At 68.3% G+C, this 18465-nt stretch carries 19 protein-coding genes; 12 read left to right on the forward strand and 7 right to left on the reverse strand.

Features of this window, described 5'->3' with window-relative positions:
* Window positions 1-8: 8 nt before the first annotated feature.
* From NR798_RS17720 to NR798_RS17765, 10 genes are all read left to right on the forward strand, one after another.
* Window positions 9-2372: an FtsX-like permease family protein gene (locus NR798_RS17720; protein ID WP_375772660.1), complete on the forward strand. Its 2364-nt coding sequence runs from the start codon at window positions 9-11 to the stop codon at window positions 2370-2372.
* A gap of 5 nt (window positions 2373-2377) precedes the next feature.
* Complete coding sequence (locus tag NR798_RS17725; RefSeq protein ID WP_375773784.1) at window positions 2378-3052, forward strand: ABC transporter ATP-binding protein; 675 nt, start codon at window positions 2378-2380, stop codon at window positions 3050-3052.
* Between the two features lie 152 nt (window positions 3053-3204).
* Window positions 3205-5595, forward strand: a complete 2391-nt coding sequence (bamA, locus tag NR798_RS17730; protein ID WP_375772661.1) for an outer membrane protein assembly factor BamA — start codon at window positions 3205-3207, stop codon at window positions 5593-5595.
* Window positions 5596-5699: 104 nt separating this feature from the next.
* The gene (locus NR798_RS17735) at window positions 5700-6266 is read left to right on the forward strand and encodes an OmpH family outer membrane protein (RefSeq protein WP_375772662.1); all 567 of its coding nucleotides are present in this window, start codon (window positions 5700-5702) and stop codon (window positions 6264-6266) included.
* 8 nt (window positions 6267-6274) lie between these two features.
* Window positions 6275-7339 (forward strand): UDP-3-O-(3-hydroxymyristoyl)glucosamine N-acyltransferase, encoded by a 1065-nt coding sequence (gene lpxD / locus NR798_RS17740; RefSeq protein WP_375772663.1) that lies wholly within the window; start codon window positions 6275-6277, stop codon window positions 7337-7339.
* Window positions 7336-7806, forward strand: a complete 471-nt coding sequence (gene fabZ / locus NR798_RS17745) for a 3-hydroxyacyl-ACP dehydratase FabZ (RefSeq protein ID WP_375772664.1) — start codon at window positions 7336-7338, stop codon at window positions 7804-7806. Before lpxD ends, fabZ begins: the two co-directional genes overlap by 4 nt.
* A gap of 20 nt (window positions 7807-7826) precedes the next feature.
* Complete coding sequence (gene lpxA / locus NR798_RS17750) at window positions 7827-8603, forward strand: acyl-ACP--UDP-N-acetylglucosamine O-acyltransferase (RefSeq protein WP_375772665.1); 777 nt, start codon at window positions 7827-7829, stop codon at window positions 8601-8603.
* A 1-nt stretch (window position 8604) separates the two neighbouring features.
* On the forward strand, window positions 8605-9408 hold the full coding sequence (locus NR798_RS17755) for an LpxI family protein (protein ID WP_375772666.1): 804 nt from the start codon (window positions 8605-8607) through the stop codon (window positions 9406-9408).
* Between the two features lie 255 nt (window positions 9409-9663).
* Window positions 9664-10683, forward strand: coding sequence for an OmpA family protein (locus NR798_RS17760; protein WP_375772667.1), 1020 nt, complete (start codon window positions 9664-9666; stop codon window positions 10681-10683).
* A gap of 26 nt (window positions 10684-10709) precedes the next feature.
* A complete protein-coding gene (locus NR798_RS17765; protein WP_375772668.1) occupies window positions 10710-11159 on the forward strand; it encodes a hypothetical protein in 450 nt (149 codons plus the stop codon).
* 27 nt (window positions 11160-11186) lie between these two features.
* On the opposite strand, the gene NR798_RS17770 is transcribed toward NR798_RS17765, so the two are convergent.
* From NR798_RS17770 to NR798_RS17790, 5 genes are read right to left on the reverse strand one after another with little or no spacing between them, the layout of a single operon-like run.
* A complete protein-coding gene (locus NR798_RS17770) occupies window positions 11187-11819 on the reverse strand; it encodes a MarC family protein (RefSeq protein ID WP_375772669.1) in 633 nt (210 codons plus the stop codon).
* Window positions 11820-11827: 8 nt separating this feature from the next.
* Entirely contained in the window at window positions 11828-12532 is a 705-nt protein-coding gene (locus NR798_RS17775; RefSeq protein WP_375772670.1) for a polyprenol monophosphomannose synthase, read from the reverse strand.
* A 39-nt stretch (window positions 12533-12571) separates the two neighbouring features.
* On the reverse strand, window positions 12572-13726 hold the full coding sequence (gene lpxB / locus NR798_RS17780; protein WP_375772671.1) for a lipid-A-disaccharide synthase: 1155 nt from the start codon (window positions 13724-13726) through the stop codon (window positions 12572-12574).
* Between the two features lie 33 nt (window positions 13727-13759).
* Entirely contained in the window at window positions 13760-13936 is a 177-nt protein-coding gene (locus NR798_RS17785; RefSeq protein ID WP_375772672.1) for an addiction module protein, read from the reverse strand.
* Window positions 13937-13968: 32 nt separating this feature from the next.
* A complete protein-coding gene (locus tag NR798_RS17790; protein ID WP_375772673.1) occupies window positions 13969-14577 on the reverse strand; it encodes a DUF6992 family protein in 609 nt (202 codons plus the stop codon).
* A gap of 170 nt (window positions 14578-14747) precedes the next feature.
* Here NR798_RS17790 and NR798_RS17795 point away from each other — a divergent pair, with 170 nt between their 5' ends.
* Complete coding sequence (locus NR798_RS17795; protein ID WP_375772674.1) at window positions 14748-15080, forward strand: carboxymuconolactone decarboxylase family protein; 333 nt, start codon at window positions 14748-14750, stop codon at window positions 15078-15080.
* A gap of 19 nt (window positions 15081-15099) precedes the next feature.
* Window positions 15100-16707: a Na+/H+ antiporter gene (locus tag NR798_RS17800; protein ID WP_375772675.1), complete on the forward strand. Its 1608-nt coding sequence runs from the start codon at window positions 15100-15102 to the stop codon at window positions 16705-16707.
* Window positions 16708-16726: 19 nt separating this feature from the next.
* On the opposite strand, the gene NR798_RS17805 is transcribed toward NR798_RS17800, so the two are convergent.
* Entirely contained in the window at window positions 16727-17314 is a 588-nt protein-coding gene (locus NR798_RS17805; protein WP_375772676.1) for an NAD(P)H-binding protein, read from the reverse strand.
* Window positions 17315-17394: 80 nt separating this feature from the next.
* Window positions 17395-18384, reverse strand: a complete 990-nt coding sequence (locus NR798_RS17810) for an aldo/keto reductase (protein ID WP_375772677.1) — start codon at window positions 18382-18384, stop codon at window positions 17395-17397.
* Window positions 18385-18465: the final 81 nt, after the last annotated feature.

Consider the following 18465-nt stretch of genomic DNA (forward strand, 5'->3'; position numbering starts at 1 on the left):
GGAATCTCGTGAACGCCGAACGGCAGACCGTCTACCGCTGGAGCTTCATCTGGAGCGGCGCCCTCGTGGTGCTCGCCGGAGCCGTGCTGCTCGGCCTGGCCATCACCGGCGCGGACGCCTGGGGGCGGGTGGCCGGCACGCTCGGCCTGTCCGCCCTCAGCTGGGGCGGGCTCTTGCAGACGCTCAGCGCGCTGAGCCTGACGTCGGTGCAGTCCGCCATGCCCGCCGCGGTGGCGCTGGCCGAGCCGCAGTACGTCATCGGCGGCGCGGCCGCGTGGCTGGTGGGCTGGGTCGTCATCGCCTCCGGCATCCGGCGCGCCCCGGCTTCCTCCGAGGGGCCGAGCCCGTCCGCCGGTGCGACGCTGTACCCGAGGCTGGCCCAGTACCGGGACTTCTACTGGAGCACCCTGGGCGCCTACGGCGGCGGCATCCTGCTGGCGGAGCTGGTGCTCATCCTCCTGCAGACGTTCCTGTCCAGCGGTGGGGGCTCCGGAGCGGCGGGGGAGAAGGGGCTGGCGCCGACGGTCGCCTTCGCCCTGTCGTTGATCATCTCCTCGCTGGTCGCCTTCGCGTGCGGCTTCGTGGGGGCCTCGCGGGCGCGGCGGGTGGCCATGCCCGAGGCCACCATCGGTGTCATCTACCTGGGCCTGCCGGTGCCCATCCTGCTGACGCTGATGGAGCAGCTGCCGGATCTCCAGCTGTCGCTGGGCTACCGGCTGCGCGAGGTGACGTACCTGGCGGACATGCTCGGCCGCCCGGTGATTGGCTACTGGCTCGTCTTCTCGCTGTTGGTGCTCATGCTGGTGCTGGGCATCAACACCGGCTTCATCGCCGCGGGCAGCGGGCGCCTGGACCTGCGGCTCGGCTTCGAGCTCTTCGTCGCGCGCCGCCACGTGGGCGTCTTCCGCCCCTCGCTGCTGCTGGGCACGCTGGCGGTGCTGATGTTCGGCATCATCCCGCCGCTCATCGTCTACGGCATCATCCGGGCGGTGGAGGCCGCCGTGGAGCGCACGCGCATCCGCGCCCTCGGCCTGAAGGACCCGCTCGCCGCCGCCTCCGCGCTCAACCGCCTCAAGCTGCGTGAGCAGTCGCCCACCATGATGATGACGGCGCTCTCGGTGGGCGGCGTGGGCGTGGGCGTGATGGCCCTCATCATCGTCCTGTCGGTGATGAGCGGCTTCGAGGAGGATCTGCAGAAGAAGATCCTCGGCGCGCACTCGCACGTGGTGGTGTCCAAGTACGCGGGCTCGCTGCCCGAGTACAAGCGGCTGATGGAGCAGATCGCCAAGGTGCGCGGGGTGGTGGGTCAGACGCCGTCCATCGACAACCCGGTGATGGTGCTCGCCGATGACGAGGTGCAGGGCATCGTCCTCAAGGGCATCGACCCGGAGACGGTGGGCTCGGTGTTGGATCTGCGCGAGAACATGCTGCCGGGCGGCAGCCTGGACCACCTCGAGGACCCCTCGAAGATCGCCCCCCGCCGCTCGCTGGGCTTCGGCAAGGAGCCCGAGGAGCGTGAGGAGGAAGAGGCCGAGGATCCGATCATCGGCAAGTCCACCCAGAGCGCGGCGGACAAGGTGCTGCCCGGCATCATCCTCGGCCGGGAGCTGGCCACCATCCTCCGGGTGGTGGTGGGGGACCGGGTGAACGTCATCTCCCCGCAGGGGGCCGAGCTGGGCCCCGCCGGCCTCATCCCCAAGAGCCGCGCCTTCCGCGTGGCGGGCATCTTCTACTCGGGCATGTACGAGTACGACGCCAAGTTCGCCTACATCCTGCTGGCCGAGGCGCAGAAGCTCTTCGGCACCGATGGCCCCAGCGGCATCGAGCTGAAGGTGGCGGACGTGGATGACGCCCGGCGCATCTCCCAGGCGGTGTCCCGCGAGCTGGGCGGCTACCCCTACCGCTCGCGCGACTGGGGGGAGATCCACCGCAACATCTTCTCCGCCCTCCGGCTGGAGAAGCTGGTGATGGGCATCATCCTGTCCATCATCATCGTGGTGGCCGCCGGCCTCATCGTGGCCACCGTCATCATGCTCGTGCTGGAGAAGCGCAAGGAGATCGCCGTGCTCAAGGCACTGGGGGTCTCCGACGGCGGCATCGTGAAGATCTTCCTCGCCGAGGGCCTGCAGATTGGCGTGGCGGGTGGCCTGCTGGGCCTCTTGTCCGGCCTGGCCTGGTGCTACTTCATCCTGAAGGTGGGCATCAAACTGGACCCGTCCGTCTATTACATCCCCTCGCTGCCGGTGAAGATCGAGCCGGTGCAGACCGCGCTCGCGGTGGTCATCGCGGTCCTGGTCACCTACCTGGCTTCCATCTATCCCGCGCTCAAGGCGAGCAGCGTGGAGCCGGTGGAAGGGCTGAAGGCGGAGTGAGGAAGATGGCCCTGCTCTCCATCCACAACGTCTTCAAGAGCTACTTCCTGCACGGGAAGCGCATCGACGTGCTGCGCGGCGTGTCGCTCGACATCGAGAAGGGCGAGCTGGTGAGCCTCATCGGTGCGTCCGGCGCGGGCAAGAGCACCTTCCTGCACGTGCTGGGCACGCTGGACATGCCGGCCGCGGGCGAGCTGCGCTTCGAGGGCCGCAACGTCTTCGCGATGAACGACGCGGAGATCGCCGACTTCCGCAACCGCACCATCGGCTTCGTCTTCCAGAGCCACTACCTGCTGCCCGAGTTCACCGCGCTGGAGAACGTGGCCATGCCAGCCCTCATCCAGCGCCGGGACCGGACCCAGTCCTACGCCTACGCGCGGGAGCTGCTGGAGCGGGTGGGGCTGGGCAGCCGCGTGGAGCACCGGCCCGGGGAGCTGTCCGGCGGCGAGGCCCAGCGCGTGGCCCTGGCCCGGGCCCTGGTGCTCAAGCCCGCGGTGCTGCTCGCCGACGAGCCCACCGGCAACCTGGACCCCGCCACCGGCGAGGGCATCCACCAGCTGCTGCGCGAGGTGAACCGGGACCTGGGCATCACCGCCGTGGTGGTCACCCACAACGAGGTCCTGGCCCGTTCCATGCCCCGGCGGCTGCGGTTGGTGGCCGGCCAGGTGACCGAGGCTTGACTTCTCGGCCCCCCTCCCAGCGATTTCTCATTGAGACCCGCCGAATTCCTCCCGTAGATTGCCCCGCCCTTCACTGGCCGAACGCTCTCTTGAGGCTCCCCGTTCTGACTCTCAGGTTCCTGGTCCCGCTCCTCGTCGCCGCATGGACGGTGATGCCCGGTCGCGTCCTCGCGCAGGCGGACAGGGGTGCCCCACCGGCCTCCGTGCCCTCCGAGGCGCTTCCCCCCACTCCCGCCACGCCCGGCGCCGAGGCTCCCGCCTCCGATGAGCCCGCCGCCCCCGACCGGGAGGTCCGGGAAGGTGAGGTCACCGACATCCGCATCGAGGGCAACCGCCGCGTCGAGGCCGAGGCCATCCGCCGCGCCCTGCGCACCAAGGTCGGCGAGCTCTTCGATGAGGCCCGCACCCCCGAGGATCTCCGGGCCGTCTGGGCGCTCGGCTACTTCAGCGACGTTCAGCTGCTGACGCAGCGCCTGCCCACCGGCGGCGTCGTCTACGTGGTGCGCGTCCAGGAGCGGCCCTCCATCCGCGCCGTGAAGCTGCGCGGCAACGAGGAGCTCAGCCAGGACGACCTCAAGGAGGCCATCGAGGTCAAGGCCCTCACCATCCTGGACATGGACGCGGTGCGCCGCACCCAGAAGAAGATCCAGGAGAAGTACGTCGACAAGGGCTACTTCCTCGCCGAGGTCACCCACGAGATCGCCCCCGTGGAGGGCGGTCAGGTCGATGTCATCTTCGTCATCGACGAGAACTCCAAGGTGATGGTGAAGGACATCGTCTTCCTGGGCGCGGAGAAGGTTGCCGCCTCCCAGCTCAAGGACGTGATGATCACCAAGGAGGGTGGCTACCTCTCCTTCATCACCGGCGAGGGCACCTACCGCGAGGAGGCGTTCCAGCGCGACCTGGCCGTCATCCAGGCCACCTACTACGACGAGGGCTTCATCAACGTCCGAGTGGACAAGCCCACCATCTCGCTCTCCGCCGACAAGCGCTACATCTACATCACCATCAAGGTGACCGAGGGCGAGCGCTACGACATCGGGAAGATCGACTTCTCCGGTGACCTGCTGGTCTCCAAGGAGGAGCTGGCCGCGTTGATGAAGTCCGGCACGGGCCGGCACTTCAGCCGCACGGAGCTGGGCCAGGACATCCAGGCCATCACGGACGTCTACTACGACCGCGGCTACGCCTACGCCAACATCAACCCCGTCACCGCCGTCAACGCGGACGCGAAGACGGTGGACCTGACGTTCGACGTGCAGAAGGGCCCGCAGGTCACCATCGAGCGCATCGACATCGTCGGCAACACCAAGACGCGCGACAAGGTCATCCGCCGCGAGATGCGCGTCTACGAGGGCGAGCTCTACAGCGGCACCGGCGTGCGCCGCAGCAAGGAGCGCGTGACGGCGCTCGGCTTCTTCGAGACGGTGGAAGTCACGCAGCGGCCGGGCAGCCGCCAGGACTCCATCATCATCCAGGCCGAGGTGAAGGAGAAGGCGACCGGTACCTTCCAGGTGGGCCTCGGCTTCTCCAACGTGGAGAACTTCATCTTCACGGCCCAGGTGTCGCAGAACAACTTCCTGGGCTGGGGCCAGAGCGTGTCCGCGTCGGCGCAGATCTCCAGCCTGCGCTCGCTCGTCCAGCTGTCCTTCTTCGATCCGTACTTCCTGGACACCAACTTCCTGCTGTCCGCCGACTTCTTCCGCGTGGAGGCGGACTACGTCGACTTCACCCGGCAGTCCACCGGCGGCAACCTGTCGCTGGGCTACCAGGTCATCGAGGACCTGCTCGTCAACGTGGGCTACTCGCAAGAGCACGTGAACGTGTCGGCCTCGCAGGACTTCGGTGGCGTGCTGCTGGCCAACCGCTTCCTCAGCGGCGTGACGAGCTCGGTGCGCCTGTCGCTCACCTACGACAAGCGCAACAACCGCCTCTTCCCCTCCAAGGGCTTCATCCACTACGGCTCGGTGGAGTACGCGCCCAGCTTCCTCGGCGGCTCGTTCCTCTTCACCCGCTACACCGCCTACTCGCGCCTCTACTTCCCGCTGCCCCTGGGCGCCGTCTTCAAGACGAACGCCACCATCGGCTACATCCAGCAGCTGGATCCCAACCGGCCGTTGCCCATCTCCGAGCTCTACTACCTGGGCGGCATCAACTCGGTGCGCGGCTACCTGCTGCGCAGCATCAGCCCTTCACTGCTGGCGCCCAGCTCGGGCTCGCCGGACGCCCCCATCGAGCGGCTCAACGTGGGCGGCAACAAGCAGCTCATCGTCAACCTGGAGCTGGAGTTCCCCGTCTTCGAGAAGGCCGGCATCCGCGGCGTCGTCTTCTTCGACGCGGGCAACGCCTTCGCCTCCAACGAGCGCTTCTTCGCGGATCGCCAGGACCAGAAGCTGCCCCTGGGCCTGTTCACCTCGGTGGGCTTCGGCTTCCGCTGGTTCTCGCCGGTCGGTCCCTTGCGTTTCGAGTGGGGAATCCCGCTCAACAAGCGTCCGGAAGATGAGCCCGTCCTCTTCGAGTTTACGATCGGCAATTTCTTCTGACAGGCGGCCCGCCCGCTTCCCAAGCGGCCGTCTTCACGGCTGTTGAACAGGGAAGTGGGTCGGGACGTCGGACTTTCCAAACCTTCCCCGAGGAGCTGTCGCACATGTCGCTTCGAAGCACACTGTCGGTTCTGGCCCTTTCCCTCTCGCTCGCCGTTCCGGCCCTCGCCGCCGCTCAGGACGTGAAGATCGGCTACGTGGAGTACGAGAGGATCCTGGCCGAGGTGGCGGACGTGAAGGCCGCCAAGAGCCGTTTCCAGAAGTGGGTGGAGACGCGCGAGAAGGAGCTCGCCCAGGAGCAGGAGAACCTGCTCAAGGAGAAGGACACGCTGGAGAAGCAGGCCAGCGCGATGACTCCCGAGGTCCGCACGCAGAAGGTCGGTGAGTTCCAGAAGAAGTACATGGAGCACATGCAGAAGCTCGAGAAGAGCCGCATGGAGATCGCCGAGCGCGAGCGCAAGGAGATGGATCCCATCAACAAGAAGCTCGACGAGGTCATCCGCGGCATCGCGCAGCGCGAGGGCCTGGGCATGGTCTTCGAGAAGCGGGAGTCCGGTCTGCTGTTCGCGCAGAGCCAGTACGATCTGACGAACGAGATCATCCGCACCTACAACAACTCCTCGGGCAAGCCGAAGGACGCTCCTGTCGCCAAGGACGCTCCCAAGAAGTAGGTCTCTTCGTGCACGCACCCAGCCCGCGCCGGCTCGAGGAGCTCGCCACCCATGTGGGCGGTGAGCTCGTCGGGGATGCCGGCCTCTTGATTACGGGGCTCAACGGACTCGCCGAGGCGGGTCCCGGAGAGCTCTCCTTCTACGGCAATCCGCGCTACCGCAAGCAGTTCGAGGCCACCCGGGCCTCGGCCGTGCTGGTGACGCAGGAGGCCGAGCCCCGCGAGGGCGTGTCGCTGGTGCGGGTGTCCAATCCGCACCTGGCCTTCGCGAAGATCTCCAGCCTCTTCCATCCCCGGCCCTCCCATGCGGCGGGCGTGAGGCCCGGTGCATTCGTGCACCCGGAGGCGCGCGTGCACCCGGAGGCCACGGTGATGGCGGGCGCCACGGTGGAGAAGGGCGCCAGCGTGGGGGCCCGTGCCGTGCTCTTCCCCGGCGCCTACGTGGGCGAGGGGGCGGGCATTGGCGAGGACAGCCTGCTCTACCCCAACGTCACCGTGCGCGAGCACTGCCAGGTGGGCGCGCGCGTCATCCTCCACGCCTCGTGTGTGGTGGGGGCGGACGGCTTCGGCTTCGCGTTCAACCCCGAGGGCGACAACGGCCCGGAGCACTACAAGGTGCCCCAGTCCGGCATCGTCCGCATCGAGGATGACGTGGAGGTCGGCGCCTGCACCACCATCGATCGGGCGACGATCGGCGAAACCGTCATCGGCCGCGGCTCCAAGCTCGACAACCTGGTGCAGATCGCTCACAACGTGAAGGTGGGCCCGCTCTCGCTCATCTGCGCGCAGGCGGGCGTGTCCGGCTCGGCGGAGCTGGGCATGGGCGTGGTGCTGGCGGGGCAGGTGGGCGTGGTGGGCCACATCCGCGTGGGGGATATGGCCAAGGTGGGCGCCCAGTCCGGCGTGGCCCACGACGTGGAGGACGGGCAGGTGGTCAGTGGCAGCCCGGCCGTGCCCCACAGGGAATGGTTGCGGATGTCGGCCGCACTCGGGCAGATCAGCGATCTGCTCAAGGAAGTGCGTACCCTGCGCCGCAGGGTCGAGACGCTCGAGAAGAAGGAGAAGGGCGGATGATGGACATCGTGGAGATCCAGCAGTTGCTGCCCCACCGCTATCCGTTCCTCCTGGTGGATCGGGTGGTGGAGGTCGTCCCGGGCCAGAAGCTGGTGGCGTACAAGAACGTCACCATGAACGAGGACTTCTTCAACGGCCATTTCCCGGGGCACCCGGTGATGCCGGGAGTGCTCATCCTGGAGGCGCTGGCCCAGGCCACGGCCATTCTCGCGTACAAGACCGAGAACATGGACCCCAAGAACATGGTGACGTACCTCATGGGGGTGGATGGGGCGCGCTTCCGCAAGCCGGTGGTGCCCGGGGATCGGCTTCAGCTGAACATCGAGGTCATCCGCCACAAGGGCGCCATCTGGAAGACGAAGGGCACGGCGACGGTGGAGGGCGTGAAGGTGGCCGAGGGTGAGTTCCTGGCCACGGTGGTGGACAAGAACAAGGGCACGGGCGGCTCCACGTCCGACGCTTCCTGACAAGGCACGAGGCAGACACCATGGCGCAGGTTCACCCCACTGCGGTGGTCCACCCCGGGGCCCGTCTCCACGAGACGGTCGAGGTGGGTCCCTACGCCGTGATCGGCGAGAAGGTGACGATTGGCGAGGGGTCGCGGATCGGCCCCCACGTCGTCATCGACGGACGCACGACGATCGGTGCGCGTAACCGCATCTTCCCGTTCGCCGCGGTGGGCGGGGCCCCGCAGGACTTGAAGTACGCCGGCGAGGACACCCAGCTCATCATCGGAGACGGCAACACCCTGCGCGAGTCCACCACGCTCAATATCGGCACGGCCGGTGGGGGCGGGGTGACGCGGGTGGGCAACAACAACCTCTTCATGGCCTACAGCCACGTGGCCCACGACTGCGTGGTGGGCAATGGCTGCGTCATCGCCAACAGCGTGGCGCTCGCCGGCCACGTGGTGCTGGAGGACGCCGTCATCCTCGGCGGCCTGTCCGCGGTGCACCAGTTCACCCGGCTGGGCAAGCACGCCTTCATCGCGGGCGGCTCCATGGTGGTGATGGACGTGGCCCCGTACTGCACGGCGCAGGGAGACCGGGCGGAGCTGGCCGGCCTCAACGTCGTGGGCCTGCAGCGGCACGGCTTCTCCGAGGAGCAGATCGGCCGCATCAAGGAGGCCTACAAGATCCTCTTCCGCTCGAAGCTGCAGCTGGCGGAGGCGCTGGCCCAGCTGAAGGCGGAGATGGGCGGCCAGCCGGAGATCGACTACCTGGTGGACTTCGTCAGCCAGAGCAAGCGCGGGCTGACGCGCTGACGTGGAGCGCATCGGCCTCATCGCGGGCAACGGCCGGTTGCCCTTCCTGTTCGCGAGCGCCGCCCGGGAGCAGGGGTTGGAAGTCGTGGCGGTGGCCCACCGGGGCGAGGCGGATCCCTCGCTCGAGGCCGAGGTCGCCGCGCTGACGTGGGTGAAGCTGGGGCAGGTGGACCGGATCGTCCGGGCCTTCCAGAAGGGAGGCGTGAAGCGGGCCGCCATGGCCGGAGGCATCGGCCGGGTGCGCGCGCTGACGGAGGCGCGGCCAGACCTGGGCGCGGTGCGCATCATCTCGCGCCTGCGCAGCTTCCGGGATGACGCCCTGCTGCGCGCGGTGGCGGACTACTTCGAGTCGCACGGCATCACCATCGTGGCGCCCACGGACTGGTTGGCGCAGGCGCTGTGCCCCCAGGGCCACCTGGCGGGGCCTCGGCTGAACGCCGCGCAGGAGAAGGACGTGACGTTGGGGCGGGAGGTGGCCACCCTGCTGGGCCAGGCGGACGTGGGCCAGACGGTGGTGGTGCACAACGGCCACGTGCTGGCGCTGGAGGCGGTGGAGGGCACGGACGAGGCCATCCGCCGAGGCGGGAAGTACGGTGGGGCGGGGGCGGTGGTGGTGAAGCGCAGCAAGCCGGGGCAGGACCTGCGCTTCGATCTGCCGGCGGTGGGCCCGCGCACGCTGGAGACCATGCAGGAGGTGGGCGCGAAGGTGCTGGCCCTGGAGGCGGGCAAGACGGTGCTGCTGGACGCACCGGAGCTCTTCCGGGGGGCGGACAAGGCGGGGATCTCCCTCATCGGCGTCTCCTGAGCCGTCTACTTCCCCTCTCCCCTCGGGAGAGGGACGGGGTGAGGGTGCCACGATTCCCTGGTTGCCCCCCGTGCATGCGCCCTCTCCCTCTGGGAGAGGGCGGGGGTGAGGGTCGTCACATTCCACCCCTGTGTGGAATGCTCGCCGCCCAAGGGCCTGTTCCGGACACTACTTCGGGCAGCCCCCCGAGTCCGCGTTGCAAGGAGCCACGCACCCCGGCCAGGGTTGGCCTCGACCCGGAGGTCGCCACCACGCATGAACGCCCGCCTCTTGCTGCTGTGCCTCACCCTGTCACCCCTGTGCGCGCTCGCGGACGCGGTGCGCGTGTCGCTCCAGCCCCGGGCCGCGGAAGGCAAGGGGCTGCCGGAGCTGCGGGTGCACATCGAGGAGCCCATCGCCGGCTTCGAGCTGAAGCTCGAGCGCGGTGACGGCAAGCAGGTGCGCGTGAAGGGCGGAGGCAAGCCGGGCGTGACGCGGGCCCTGCCGCTGGAGCAGCCCGAGGGCCGCTTCCACTACGAGGGAGAGCTGGTGGTGCGCTTTCCGGACGCCGAGGAGGCCTCCATCCCCCTGTCCTTCGACACGGAGCTGCTGGGGCCGCTGCAGCTGACGGTGGTGCCGGAGGACGTGGACGTGGAGGGGCGCACGCTGCGCTTCACCCTGTCCCGGCCCGCGGCGCGCGCGCAGGTGACGGTGTTGATGGACACCGGGAAGAAGGCCTTCGACGGCGAGGTTCCCTTTGACGGCGCGCCCGCGGGCAAGCCGCTGGAGGTGACGTGGCCGGCGGCGGAGGGCAAGGTGCTGCGCATCTCGCTCAAGGCCTTCGACACCTCGGACTTCTACACGGGGGTGGACCTCTTCCCGTGGCGGGTGGACATCCCGCATGAGGAGGTCAACTTCCCCTCGGGCAGCGCGGACGTGCCGGCGGCCGAGCGGCGCAAGCTGGACGCCAGCCACGCGCTCATCACCGACGCGGTGACGCGCTACGGCCGCTTCGCGGAGCTGCGCCTCTACATCCTCGGGCACACCGACACGGTGGGGGACACGGACTCCAACCGGAAGCTGTCGCTCGAGCGGGCCCGGAGCATCGCGGCCTACCTGCGCAAGCGCGGCCTCAAGCTGCCCATCTTCTACGAGGGCCTCGGCGAGCAGTCCCCGCGCGTGGCCACGCAGGACGAGACGGACGAGGCCGCCAACCGGCGCGCCGAGTACATCCTGGCCGTGGAGCCTCCGGCCCTGGCCCCCACCCCCACTCCGCCCCAGTGGCGGAAGCTGTGATGCACCCCCCCAAGGAGAACCGACGGATGAAGCGACTCGTGCTGCCCGCTCTGCTCGCCCTCGCCGCCCCCGGCTGCATGCACTCGCGTGCGTCCCTCATCAAGCCGGACGAAGAGGCCAGCAAGTGCGCGCTGGTCCAGACGCTGATGCAGGAGCAGGTGCCTCAGCAGTTGCTGGCCGGTCTCGCGGCGGACGGGCGTGATGCGCCCTCGCAGGTGCTCGTCTTCGTGCGCCGGCCCGAGGAGGCCATGCTGGAGCGCCTCTTCGCGGGCGACGAGCCGAAGTGCGGCGGGCCCAACTACAGCGTGGTGCAGACGAGCACCACGGATGCGGTGGTGCTCTTCCTCCAGCCCCGGGTGGGCGGCTACATCTACGACGCGGTGCGCGCGGCCCCGGACGAGCTGTCGCTGGGCGGCGAGGCCAAGGGCGCCATCATGAAGAACGAAGGCGGCGCCTGGGTGTCCTCCAGCATCTGAGCCCGGCAGCCGGGCCTGCTCCCGCCGCTAGCGGAGCAGGTCCTTCCCGCCGTCCGCGATGAACTGCACCGCGATGGCCGCCAGGATGAGCCCCATCACGCGCTCGAGGATGGCCACGCCGGACTGCTTGAGCACGCGCTGCACGAAGCCGGCGGCGCGCAGCACGAAGTAGCTCGCCACGAAGGTGAGCACGATGGCCACCAGCACGGGCACGGCGGACAGCAGGTTGTCGCCGCCCTTGGCCATCAGCACCATGGCGGTGGCGATGGCGCCCGGCCCCGCCAGCAGCGGCATCGCCAGCGGCACCAGCGCCACGTCCTCCTTGCGCTCACCTTCCGCCTGCTCGGATGGGGTGGTGCGCGTCTCCGAGGGCCGCGCACGCAACATGTCCAGCGCGGTGATGAGCAGCAGGATGCCGCCGGCCACCCGGAAGGCGCCCAGCGAGATGCCGAACACCTTGAAGATGAGGCCGCCAAAGACGGCGAAGAACACCAGCAGCGAGCACGCCACGATGCACGCGCGCCGCGCCGTCTTGCGGATCTTCTCCTCCGAGTCCCCCGACGTCATCGCCAGGAAGATGGGCACCACTCCGATCGGGTCCACCACGAAGAGGACCGCCGGGAGCGACACGAGGAAGAGGGAGAGCTGCTCGGAAAGCATGCGCCTCTCTACACGGTGAGACGCAGCTTCCACACCATCGTGAGGGCCTCGAGGAAGATCTTCCGGCTCATCTTGGACTGACCGACGCGGCGGTCCTCGAAGATGATGGGCGTCTCCTTCACCGTGAAGCCCTTCTTGAGGGTGCGGTAGGTGAGCTCGATCTGGAAGGCGTAGCCGGTGCTCTGGACCGCTTGCAAGTCGATGCCCTCGAGCACCCGGCGGTTGAAGCACTTGAATCCGCCAGTGAGATCCCTCACGTCCACGCCGAGGATGGTGCGCGCGTAGAGCGAGCCGCCCCGGCTGATGACCTTGCGGCCCGCGCCCCAGTTCACGGTGCCGCCGCCGTCCACGTAGCGCGAGCCCAGCACCAGGTCCACGCCCCCCTGCGCCATGTCCAGCATGGTGGGCAGGTAGCGCGGATCATGGCTGAAGTCCGCGTCCATCTCGATGATGTACTGGTAGCCCGCCTTGAGCGCGACGCGGAACGCGTGGAGGTAGGCGCGGCCCAGGCCCTGCTTCTTCTCGCGGTGCAGGACGCGGATGCGCGGCTCCTTCGCCGCCAGCTCGTCCGCCAGCTTCCCCGTCCCGTCCGGGGAGTTGTCGTCGACGACGAGGATGTCCACGCGGGGATCGGCCGCGAGCACCGCACGGGTGATCGGCTCGAGGTTGTCCCGCTCGTTGTAGGTGGGGATGCAGACCAGCGCTGGATTCATCGCGCGGCGGGACATAGCAGAGCGGGGCGGTGTCCGCCCCTAGACTTTTTGGACGGGAGGGAGCAGCTCCAGGACGGACTCGGCGGCCCGGGCGGCGGCGCCATGCTGGCCGAGCCGGGTGCGCACCTCCTCCAGCCCCTGGAGCATCTCGTCGCGTGGTGTGCCTGGCACCCACAGGCGGCGAATCTCGCTGGCGATGCGCTCGGGAGTCATGTCGCCCTGGAGCAGCTCGGGCACCACCCGGCGGCCGGCGAGCAGGTTGACGAGGGCCACGTGCGCCACCTTCAACATCATCCGGCCCACGAGGTAGGTGACGAGCGAGACGCGGTACACCACCACCATGGGCCGCTGCATCAGCCCGGCCTCCAGGGCCGCGGTGCCCGAGGCCACGATGGCGGCGTCGCTGGCGCCCACCACCTCGGGGGCCCGGCCCTCCACGAGCACCGGCTGCACGCCACTGCCCTGGAAGCGGGAGAGGATCTCCTCGCGCGGGATGGTGGGGGCCACGGGCACCACCACCTGGAGCCCGGGGCGCTCGGCCACGAGCTGCTTCGCCGCGCCCACCATGCTGGGGAGGATGCGGCGGATTTCGCTCATCCGGCTGCCGGGCAGCAGGGCGAGGGTGGGCGTCTCCACGGGCAGGCCGAGCTTCTGGCGGAAGGAGGTGACGCTGGCGGGGGAGGGGACCTGCTCCACCACGGGACTGCCCACGTAGCGGGCGGAGACGCCGGCCTCCCGGTAGAAGTCCTCCTCGAAGGGGAGGATGCAGAGCATCCGGTCCACGAGCTTGGCGATCGTCTTCACCCGGCCGCGGCGCCAGGCCCAGATCATCGGCGAGACGTAGTAGGCGACGGGGATGCCGAGCTTCTTGAGGCGGGCGGCGAGCCGGAGGTTGAAGTCGGGGATGTCCACGAGGATGGCGCAGACGGGGCGGCGCTCGGCGGCGGCCCGGGCCAGGCCGCCCATCACCTGGAGGATGCGCGGAATCTTGGGCAGCACCTCGGTGATGCCCATGACGTTGACCTCGTGGGCGCCGTAGAGCAGCTCCACGCCCTGGGCGGCCAGACGCGAGCCTCCCATGCCGAAGAAGGAGAGGTCCGGACGGAGGGCCTTGAGGGCGGCGACGAGCTCGGAGGCGTGGGCGTCACCGGACGCCTCGCCGGCCACGACGAGAATCTGGGGGGCGGTGGACATGAGAAGCGGCGCGCATCCTAACCGAAGTGCCGCTCAACGTCGTTGCCGCAATTTGCGGGTGATGCGCGCCTCGATCTCCTTCCAGGCAACCGTTTTCACCGTGCCGTCGAGCACCTCGCGAGCGCGGCGCTCCAGTTCCTGATCCCACTCGGCCTCGATTTCGCGAGCGTCGGGTTCCTTCTGACGGGAGCGTTCGTCTCGGGTGGCCATCAGAGGGAGTCTGGTTTGCTTTGCCTTCGCGCTCAAGGCCACGTCAGCAGGAGCCCCACGCCATCAGGGGCGGGTACCAGCCGGGCCGTGAGCTGCGAGTTCAGGCGCCAGTTGAGCCCCCACAGCACCGCGTCGAACAGCAGCAGGAAGCCGCCCTGCAGCAGCAGGCTCTTGCCCCACCCGCGCAGCTGCGCCGAGTCCGTGCGCAGCCCGCGCTCCAGGAGGAAGCCCCCGAAGGCGATGTAGCCCACGTCCAGGCCCGCGTTGAGCAGGAGGAGCTTCTCCATCTTCTGTCCCTCGGCGAGGCTGCGCGCCAGGTCCCACGTCTCCGGCGTGGCGGTGAGCTGCCCGTACAGGCCGAAGCCCCCGATGGCCAGGTTCACCACGTTCCAGGCCGCGTTGGCCTGCCAGAAGGCCCGCAGCTCGCCCTCGGTGGTGAAGTGTCCCACGGTCCCCGTCCCGATGTTCAGCACCGCCCAGCCCAACAGCACGCCCATAGCCGTCCGATTCAGCCGCACCGCGTCTGTGTTGTGCGTGGCGAGGAAGGCCTCGGGGGTGCTCTCCGCCGCCTGGGCCGCGAAGGACATACAGAGAAGCAGCAGGAGTGCCAGTCGGGTGCGCGAGGAGGGGGAGGAGGGCATGGACGGCTCCGGACTCTAGGGCCCTGCGTGGAAAGGCGCTCGGCGCAACTGAGGAGGCCGCGCCCCATTATCAAGCAGGGCTTAACAGCCCATTGGCTCCATGGCACCTAGTCTTCCGCGGGACCGGGGCGTATCTCTCTTCGAGTGGTTCGATTGAAGGAGGAACGTACATGGACACCAACAAGCCCGCCACCGCCGCGCAGAAGGCCATCGGCGACTTCGCGCCGAAGCTGGTCGAGCTCACCGACGAGGTGCTGTTCGGGGACGTCTGGGAGCGGCCGCAGCTGTCCAAGCGCGACCGCAGCCTGATTACTTGCGCGGCGCTGGTGGCGACCGGCAAGACCGAGCAGATGAGCTTCCACTTCCCGCGCGCCATCGAAAACGGCGTGACGCAGGAGGAACTCGTCGAACTCATCACCCACCTGGCGTTCTACGTCGGCTGGCCCAACGCCATGTCCGCCGTGGGGCGCGCCAAGGAACTGTTTGGGAAGAAGCAGCCCTAGCGTTGAGGGAATAGGACGCATGCACGTCTTCGAGCTCATCATCGCGTTGTTGCTCGCCGGGGCGGGCCTCACCGCCCTGTCCCGGCGCATCGGGACTCCCTACCCGGCGCTGGTGGCGCTCGCCGGGGCGGCCCTGGCGCTCGTTCCTGGCACGCCGACGCTGGTGCTGGATCCCGAGCTCGCGCTCACGCTCTTCGTCGCGCCGGTGCTGCTGGACGCCGCGTTCGATGCCTCCCCGCGCGACCTCCGGGCGAACTGGCGGACGGTTGCTGGCCTCGCCATCGGCGCCGTTGCTCTCACCATCGCCGTCGTCGCGGTGGTCGCCCACCTGCTCGTGCCCGGCATGCCCTGGGCCGTCGCGATCGCGCTCGGCGCGATCGTCGCGCCCCCTGACGCGGCGGCCGCGACCGCCGTCCTCAAGCAGCTCCATCCGCCGCATCGGCTCCTCGTGATCCTCGAGGGGGAGAGCCTCTTCAATGATGCGAGCGCACTTCTGATCTACCGGCTCGCCGTTGGTGCGACGCTCGCCGGCACGCTGTCCCCGGCGGGCGTGCTCCCGCTGCTCTTCGTCGTCACCGTGGGAAGTGTGGTGCTCGCATTGGTGCTGTCGCGGCTGATGCTCCTGCTGACCGCGCGGATGCACGACGTCGCCATCGCGGTCGTCGTTCAGTTCTGCGGGACGTTCGCGGTCTGGATGCTCGCCGAGCGGCTCCATCTCTCTGGCATCCTCACCGTGGTCGTCTTCGCGATGGCGACCGCCCGCCGCGCCGCGGACGTGATCCCAGCACGCGTCCGGATCCCGTCGTATGCGGTCTGGGACTTCGCTGTGTTCGTGTTGAACGTGCTCGCCTTCATCCTCGTCGGGTTCCAGCTGAAGGCGAGCCTCATCCGGCTCGACTCGCATACGCTCGGTGTCGCGGGTGCGGTGTGCGTCGCGACGATCCTCGCGCGGATCGCATGGGTGTCGGGCGCCGCGGCCTTCAGCCGCTGGCGATGCCGTGCAGCGCCGGACGGCACGGCGGGGCGTCGCGACACAGTGGCCCTGTCGAAGCGCGCCGCGGTGGTCGTCGGGTGGTGCGGCATGCGAGGGATCGTGACCCTCGCCGCCGCGCTCGCGCTTCCGACTGGCGGACCCGACGGGCCCGGATTTCCCTACCGCGACCTGGTCCTGTTCACCGCATTCTCCGTCGTGCTCGGGACACTCGTCGTCCAGGGCATGACGCTGCGCCCACTCATCCGCGTGCTCCGGCTCGAGGACGACGGCTCGGTGGAGCGTGAGGTGCGGCTCGCCCGTGTCGAGACGTTGCGCGCCGCGCTCTCGGCCATGGCTGGGCAGCCCGGCGAGGAGATGTCGGAGCTGTTGCGCCGCCGCTACGAGGTCATGCTCCGGCGCGCCGAAGCGGAGCTGGCCAGCGACGGCAACGCGCCTCACGGGGCGGCCGCGAGTGACGGCCGCGCGGTCAACGCCGACGCGGCCATCGTGCGCAGGGCCACCTCGGCCGAGCGGCAGCGGCTCCTCGCGCTGCGGGCGGACGGCACCATCGGCGATGCGGCCTTCCAACGAGTCGAGCAGGAGCTCGACCTGGAGGAGTTGGACTTGCAGCAGCTCGCCCCCGGCGCCGATTGAGGAAGCAGTCCGGGCTCCCTTATTCGGGTTTGCTCACGCCCAGGCTGCGACGAACTTCCAGTCCTGGCGATTCAGCCAGTTTGACAACCAAGGCCGCAACACTCTTGCGGGACACCTGGCTCCCTTTGAAGGGCTGTCCTTTCTGCGTGAGCTCGTAGTCAATCTCATCACTGTTGGTAAACCATGCGGGCCTCAGGATCGTGTAGTCGATGTCCGAGGCTTCAATGACCGCAGCCGCCTTCCGGTACGGCTCCAGAATGCTGCCGTACCTCTCTCCCGGGACTTCATCATAAATCCCCATGGAGCTGATGAAGATGAGGCGCTTGATGCCGGTCGCGTCCATGGCCTTCACGATGTTCTTGGCCATTCGTTCCAGATCGCCAGCTAGATTGGCATAGACGACATCCTGTCCACTCATGGCTTCTTTCAACTTTGCGAAATCCAAGACATCGCCTTCGACGATTCGAACGCGACTCGAGTCGACGTTTTTCAGTCTGCCCGAGTCGCGCAGGTAAAGCGTCAACCGGGTCTTGGTTCCCCTCAGGAACAAATCAGTCGCATGACGAGCGATTCCGCCATTCGCTCCGAGGACCAAAACATTGCTCATGTGCGAAACTCCGTTTTGCTGGTTCTACATTCGACGGTGGCAGAAGCCGAAGCACGACGATGCGCGCTTCGGCTCGGCTCTCAGCGGCCGACCCTGGCCTGAAGGTGCGCGGGATACCGCTCCCCTTGCACCGTGATCTGGGAGAGGGCGCCATTGATGTCGCGGAGCTCATCGGGCGTCAGTTCCACGGCCGCCGCTCCGACGTTCTCCTCCAGGCGATGCAGCTTGGTGGTACCCGGGATCGGCACGATCCACGGCTTCTGGGCCAGAAGCCAGGCGAGCGCGAGCTGGGCACGTGTCGCCTGCTTCCGGGCCGCGATTTCGCCGAGAAGATCCACCAGCGCCTGGTTTGCCTTCCGGGCCTCCGGCGTGAAGCGCGGGACCAAGTTGCGGAAATCCTTGCTGTCGAACGTCGTGCTCTCGCTGATCGCGCCCGTGAGGAAGCCCTTGCCCAGAGGGCTGAAGGGAACGAACCCGATGCCGAGCTCCTCCAGGGCCGGGAGGATCTCCTTCTCGGGTTCTCGCCACCACAGGGAGTATTCGCTCTGGAGAGCGGTGACCCGCTGGACGGCGTGAGCGCGCCGGATCGTCTGCGCGCCTGCTTCGGACAATCCGAAGTGCTTGACCTTGCCTTGCTGGATCAACTCCTTCACCGCGCCAGCGACCTCCTCGATCGGCACGTTCGGATCGACGCGATGCTGATAGAAGAGATCGATCCGGTCGGTCTTGAGCCGCTTGAGCGCCGCCTCGGCGACTTCCTTGATGTGCTCGGGCCGGCTGTTCATGCCGCTCTGCCCGCCATTGGAATCGAATTCGAAGCCGAACTTGGTGGCGATCACCACCTGGTCCCGGAAAGGGGCAAGGGCTTCACCCACGAGTTCCTCGTTCTTGTAGGGGCCGTAGGCCTCGGCGGTGTCGAAGAAGGTGACGCCGCGCTCGAAGGCCGACCGGATCAGCTTGATGGCTTCCTGCGTGTCCGTTGCCGGGCCATAGCCATAGCTCAACCCCATGCAGCCGAGGCCGATGGCCGAGACTTCCAGTCCGCTATTTCCAAGTCTGCGTTTCTGCATTGTGCTTTCTCCGTGGAGTGGCAGTCGGTACCCATCCAATCCAGGGCACCGACTCGTCATGTGATGGTCTGACCCGAAGGT

This window comes from Archangium gephyra (assembly GCF_042230915.1).
In the GTDB taxonomy this organism is placed as follows: domain Bacteria; phylum Myxococcota; class Myxococcia; order Myxococcales; family Myxococcaceae; genus Archangium; species Archangium gephyra_B.

Bases quoted from the DNA above. Each gene is read 5' to 3' on its own strand.
- NR798_RS17795 (WP_375772674.1), top strand. From the start codon at position 14,748: ATGGACACCAACAAGCCCGCCACCGCCGCGCAGAAGGCCATCGGCGAC.
- NR798_RS17770 (WP_375772669.1), bottom strand. From the start codon at position 11,819: ATGCTTTCCGAGCAGCTCTCCCTCTTCCTCGTGTCGCTCCCGGCGGTC.
- NR798_RS17785 (WP_375772672.1), bottom strand. From the start codon at position 13,936: ATGGCCACCCGAGACGAACGCTCCCGTCAGAAGGAACCCGACGCTCGC.
- NR798_RS17735 (WP_375772662.1), top strand. From the start codon at position 5,700: ATGTCGCTTCGAAGCACACTGTCGGTTCTGGCCCTTTCCCTCTCGCTC.
- NR798_RS17800 (WP_375772675.1), top strand. From the start codon at position 15,100: ATGCACGTCTTCGAGCTCATCATCGCGTTGTTGCTCGCCGGGGCGGGC.
- lpxB (WP_375772671.1), bottom strand. From the start codon at position 13,726: ATGTCCACCGCCCCCCAGATTCTCGTCGTGGCCGGCGAGGCGTCCGGT.
- NR798_RS17725 (WP_375773784.1), top strand. From the start codon at position 2,378: ATGGCCCTGCTCTCCATCCACAACGTCTTCAAGAGCTACTTCCTGCAC.
- bamA (WP_375772661.1), top strand. From the start codon at position 3,205: ATGCCCGGTCGCGTCCTCGCGCAGGCGGACAGGGGTGCCCCACCGGCC.
- NR798_RS17775 (WP_375772670.1), bottom strand. From the start codon at position 12,532: ATGAATCCAGCGCTGGTCTGCATCCCCACCTACAACGAGCGGGACAAC.
- NR798_RS17790 (WP_375772673.1), bottom strand. From the start codon at position 14,577: ATGCCCTCCTCCCCCTCCTCGCGCACCCGACTGGCACTCCTGCTGCTT.
- NR798_RS17765 (WP_375772668.1), top strand. From the start codon at position 10,710: ATGAAGCGACTCGTGCTGCCCGCTCTGCTCGCCCTCGCCGCCCCCGGC.
- NR798_RS17805 (WP_375772676.1), bottom strand. From the start codon at position 17,314: ATGAGCAATGTTTTGGTCCTCGGAGCGAATGGCGGAATCGCTCGTCAT.
- fabZ (WP_375772664.1), top strand. From the start codon at position 7,336: ATGATGGACATCGTGGAGATCCAGCAGTTGCTGCCCCACCGCTATCCG.
- NR798_RS17810 (WP_375772677.1), bottom strand. From the start codon at position 18,384: ATGCAGAAACGCAGACTTGGAAATAGCGGACTGGAAGTCTCGGCCATC.
- lpxA (WP_375772665.1), top strand. From the start codon at position 7,827: ATGGCGCAGGTTCACCCCACTGCGGTGGTCCACCCCGGGGCCCGTCTC.
- NR798_RS17760 (WP_375772667.1), top strand. From the start codon at position 9,664: ATGAACGCCCGCCTCTTGCTGCTGTGCCTCACCCTGTCACCCCTGTGC.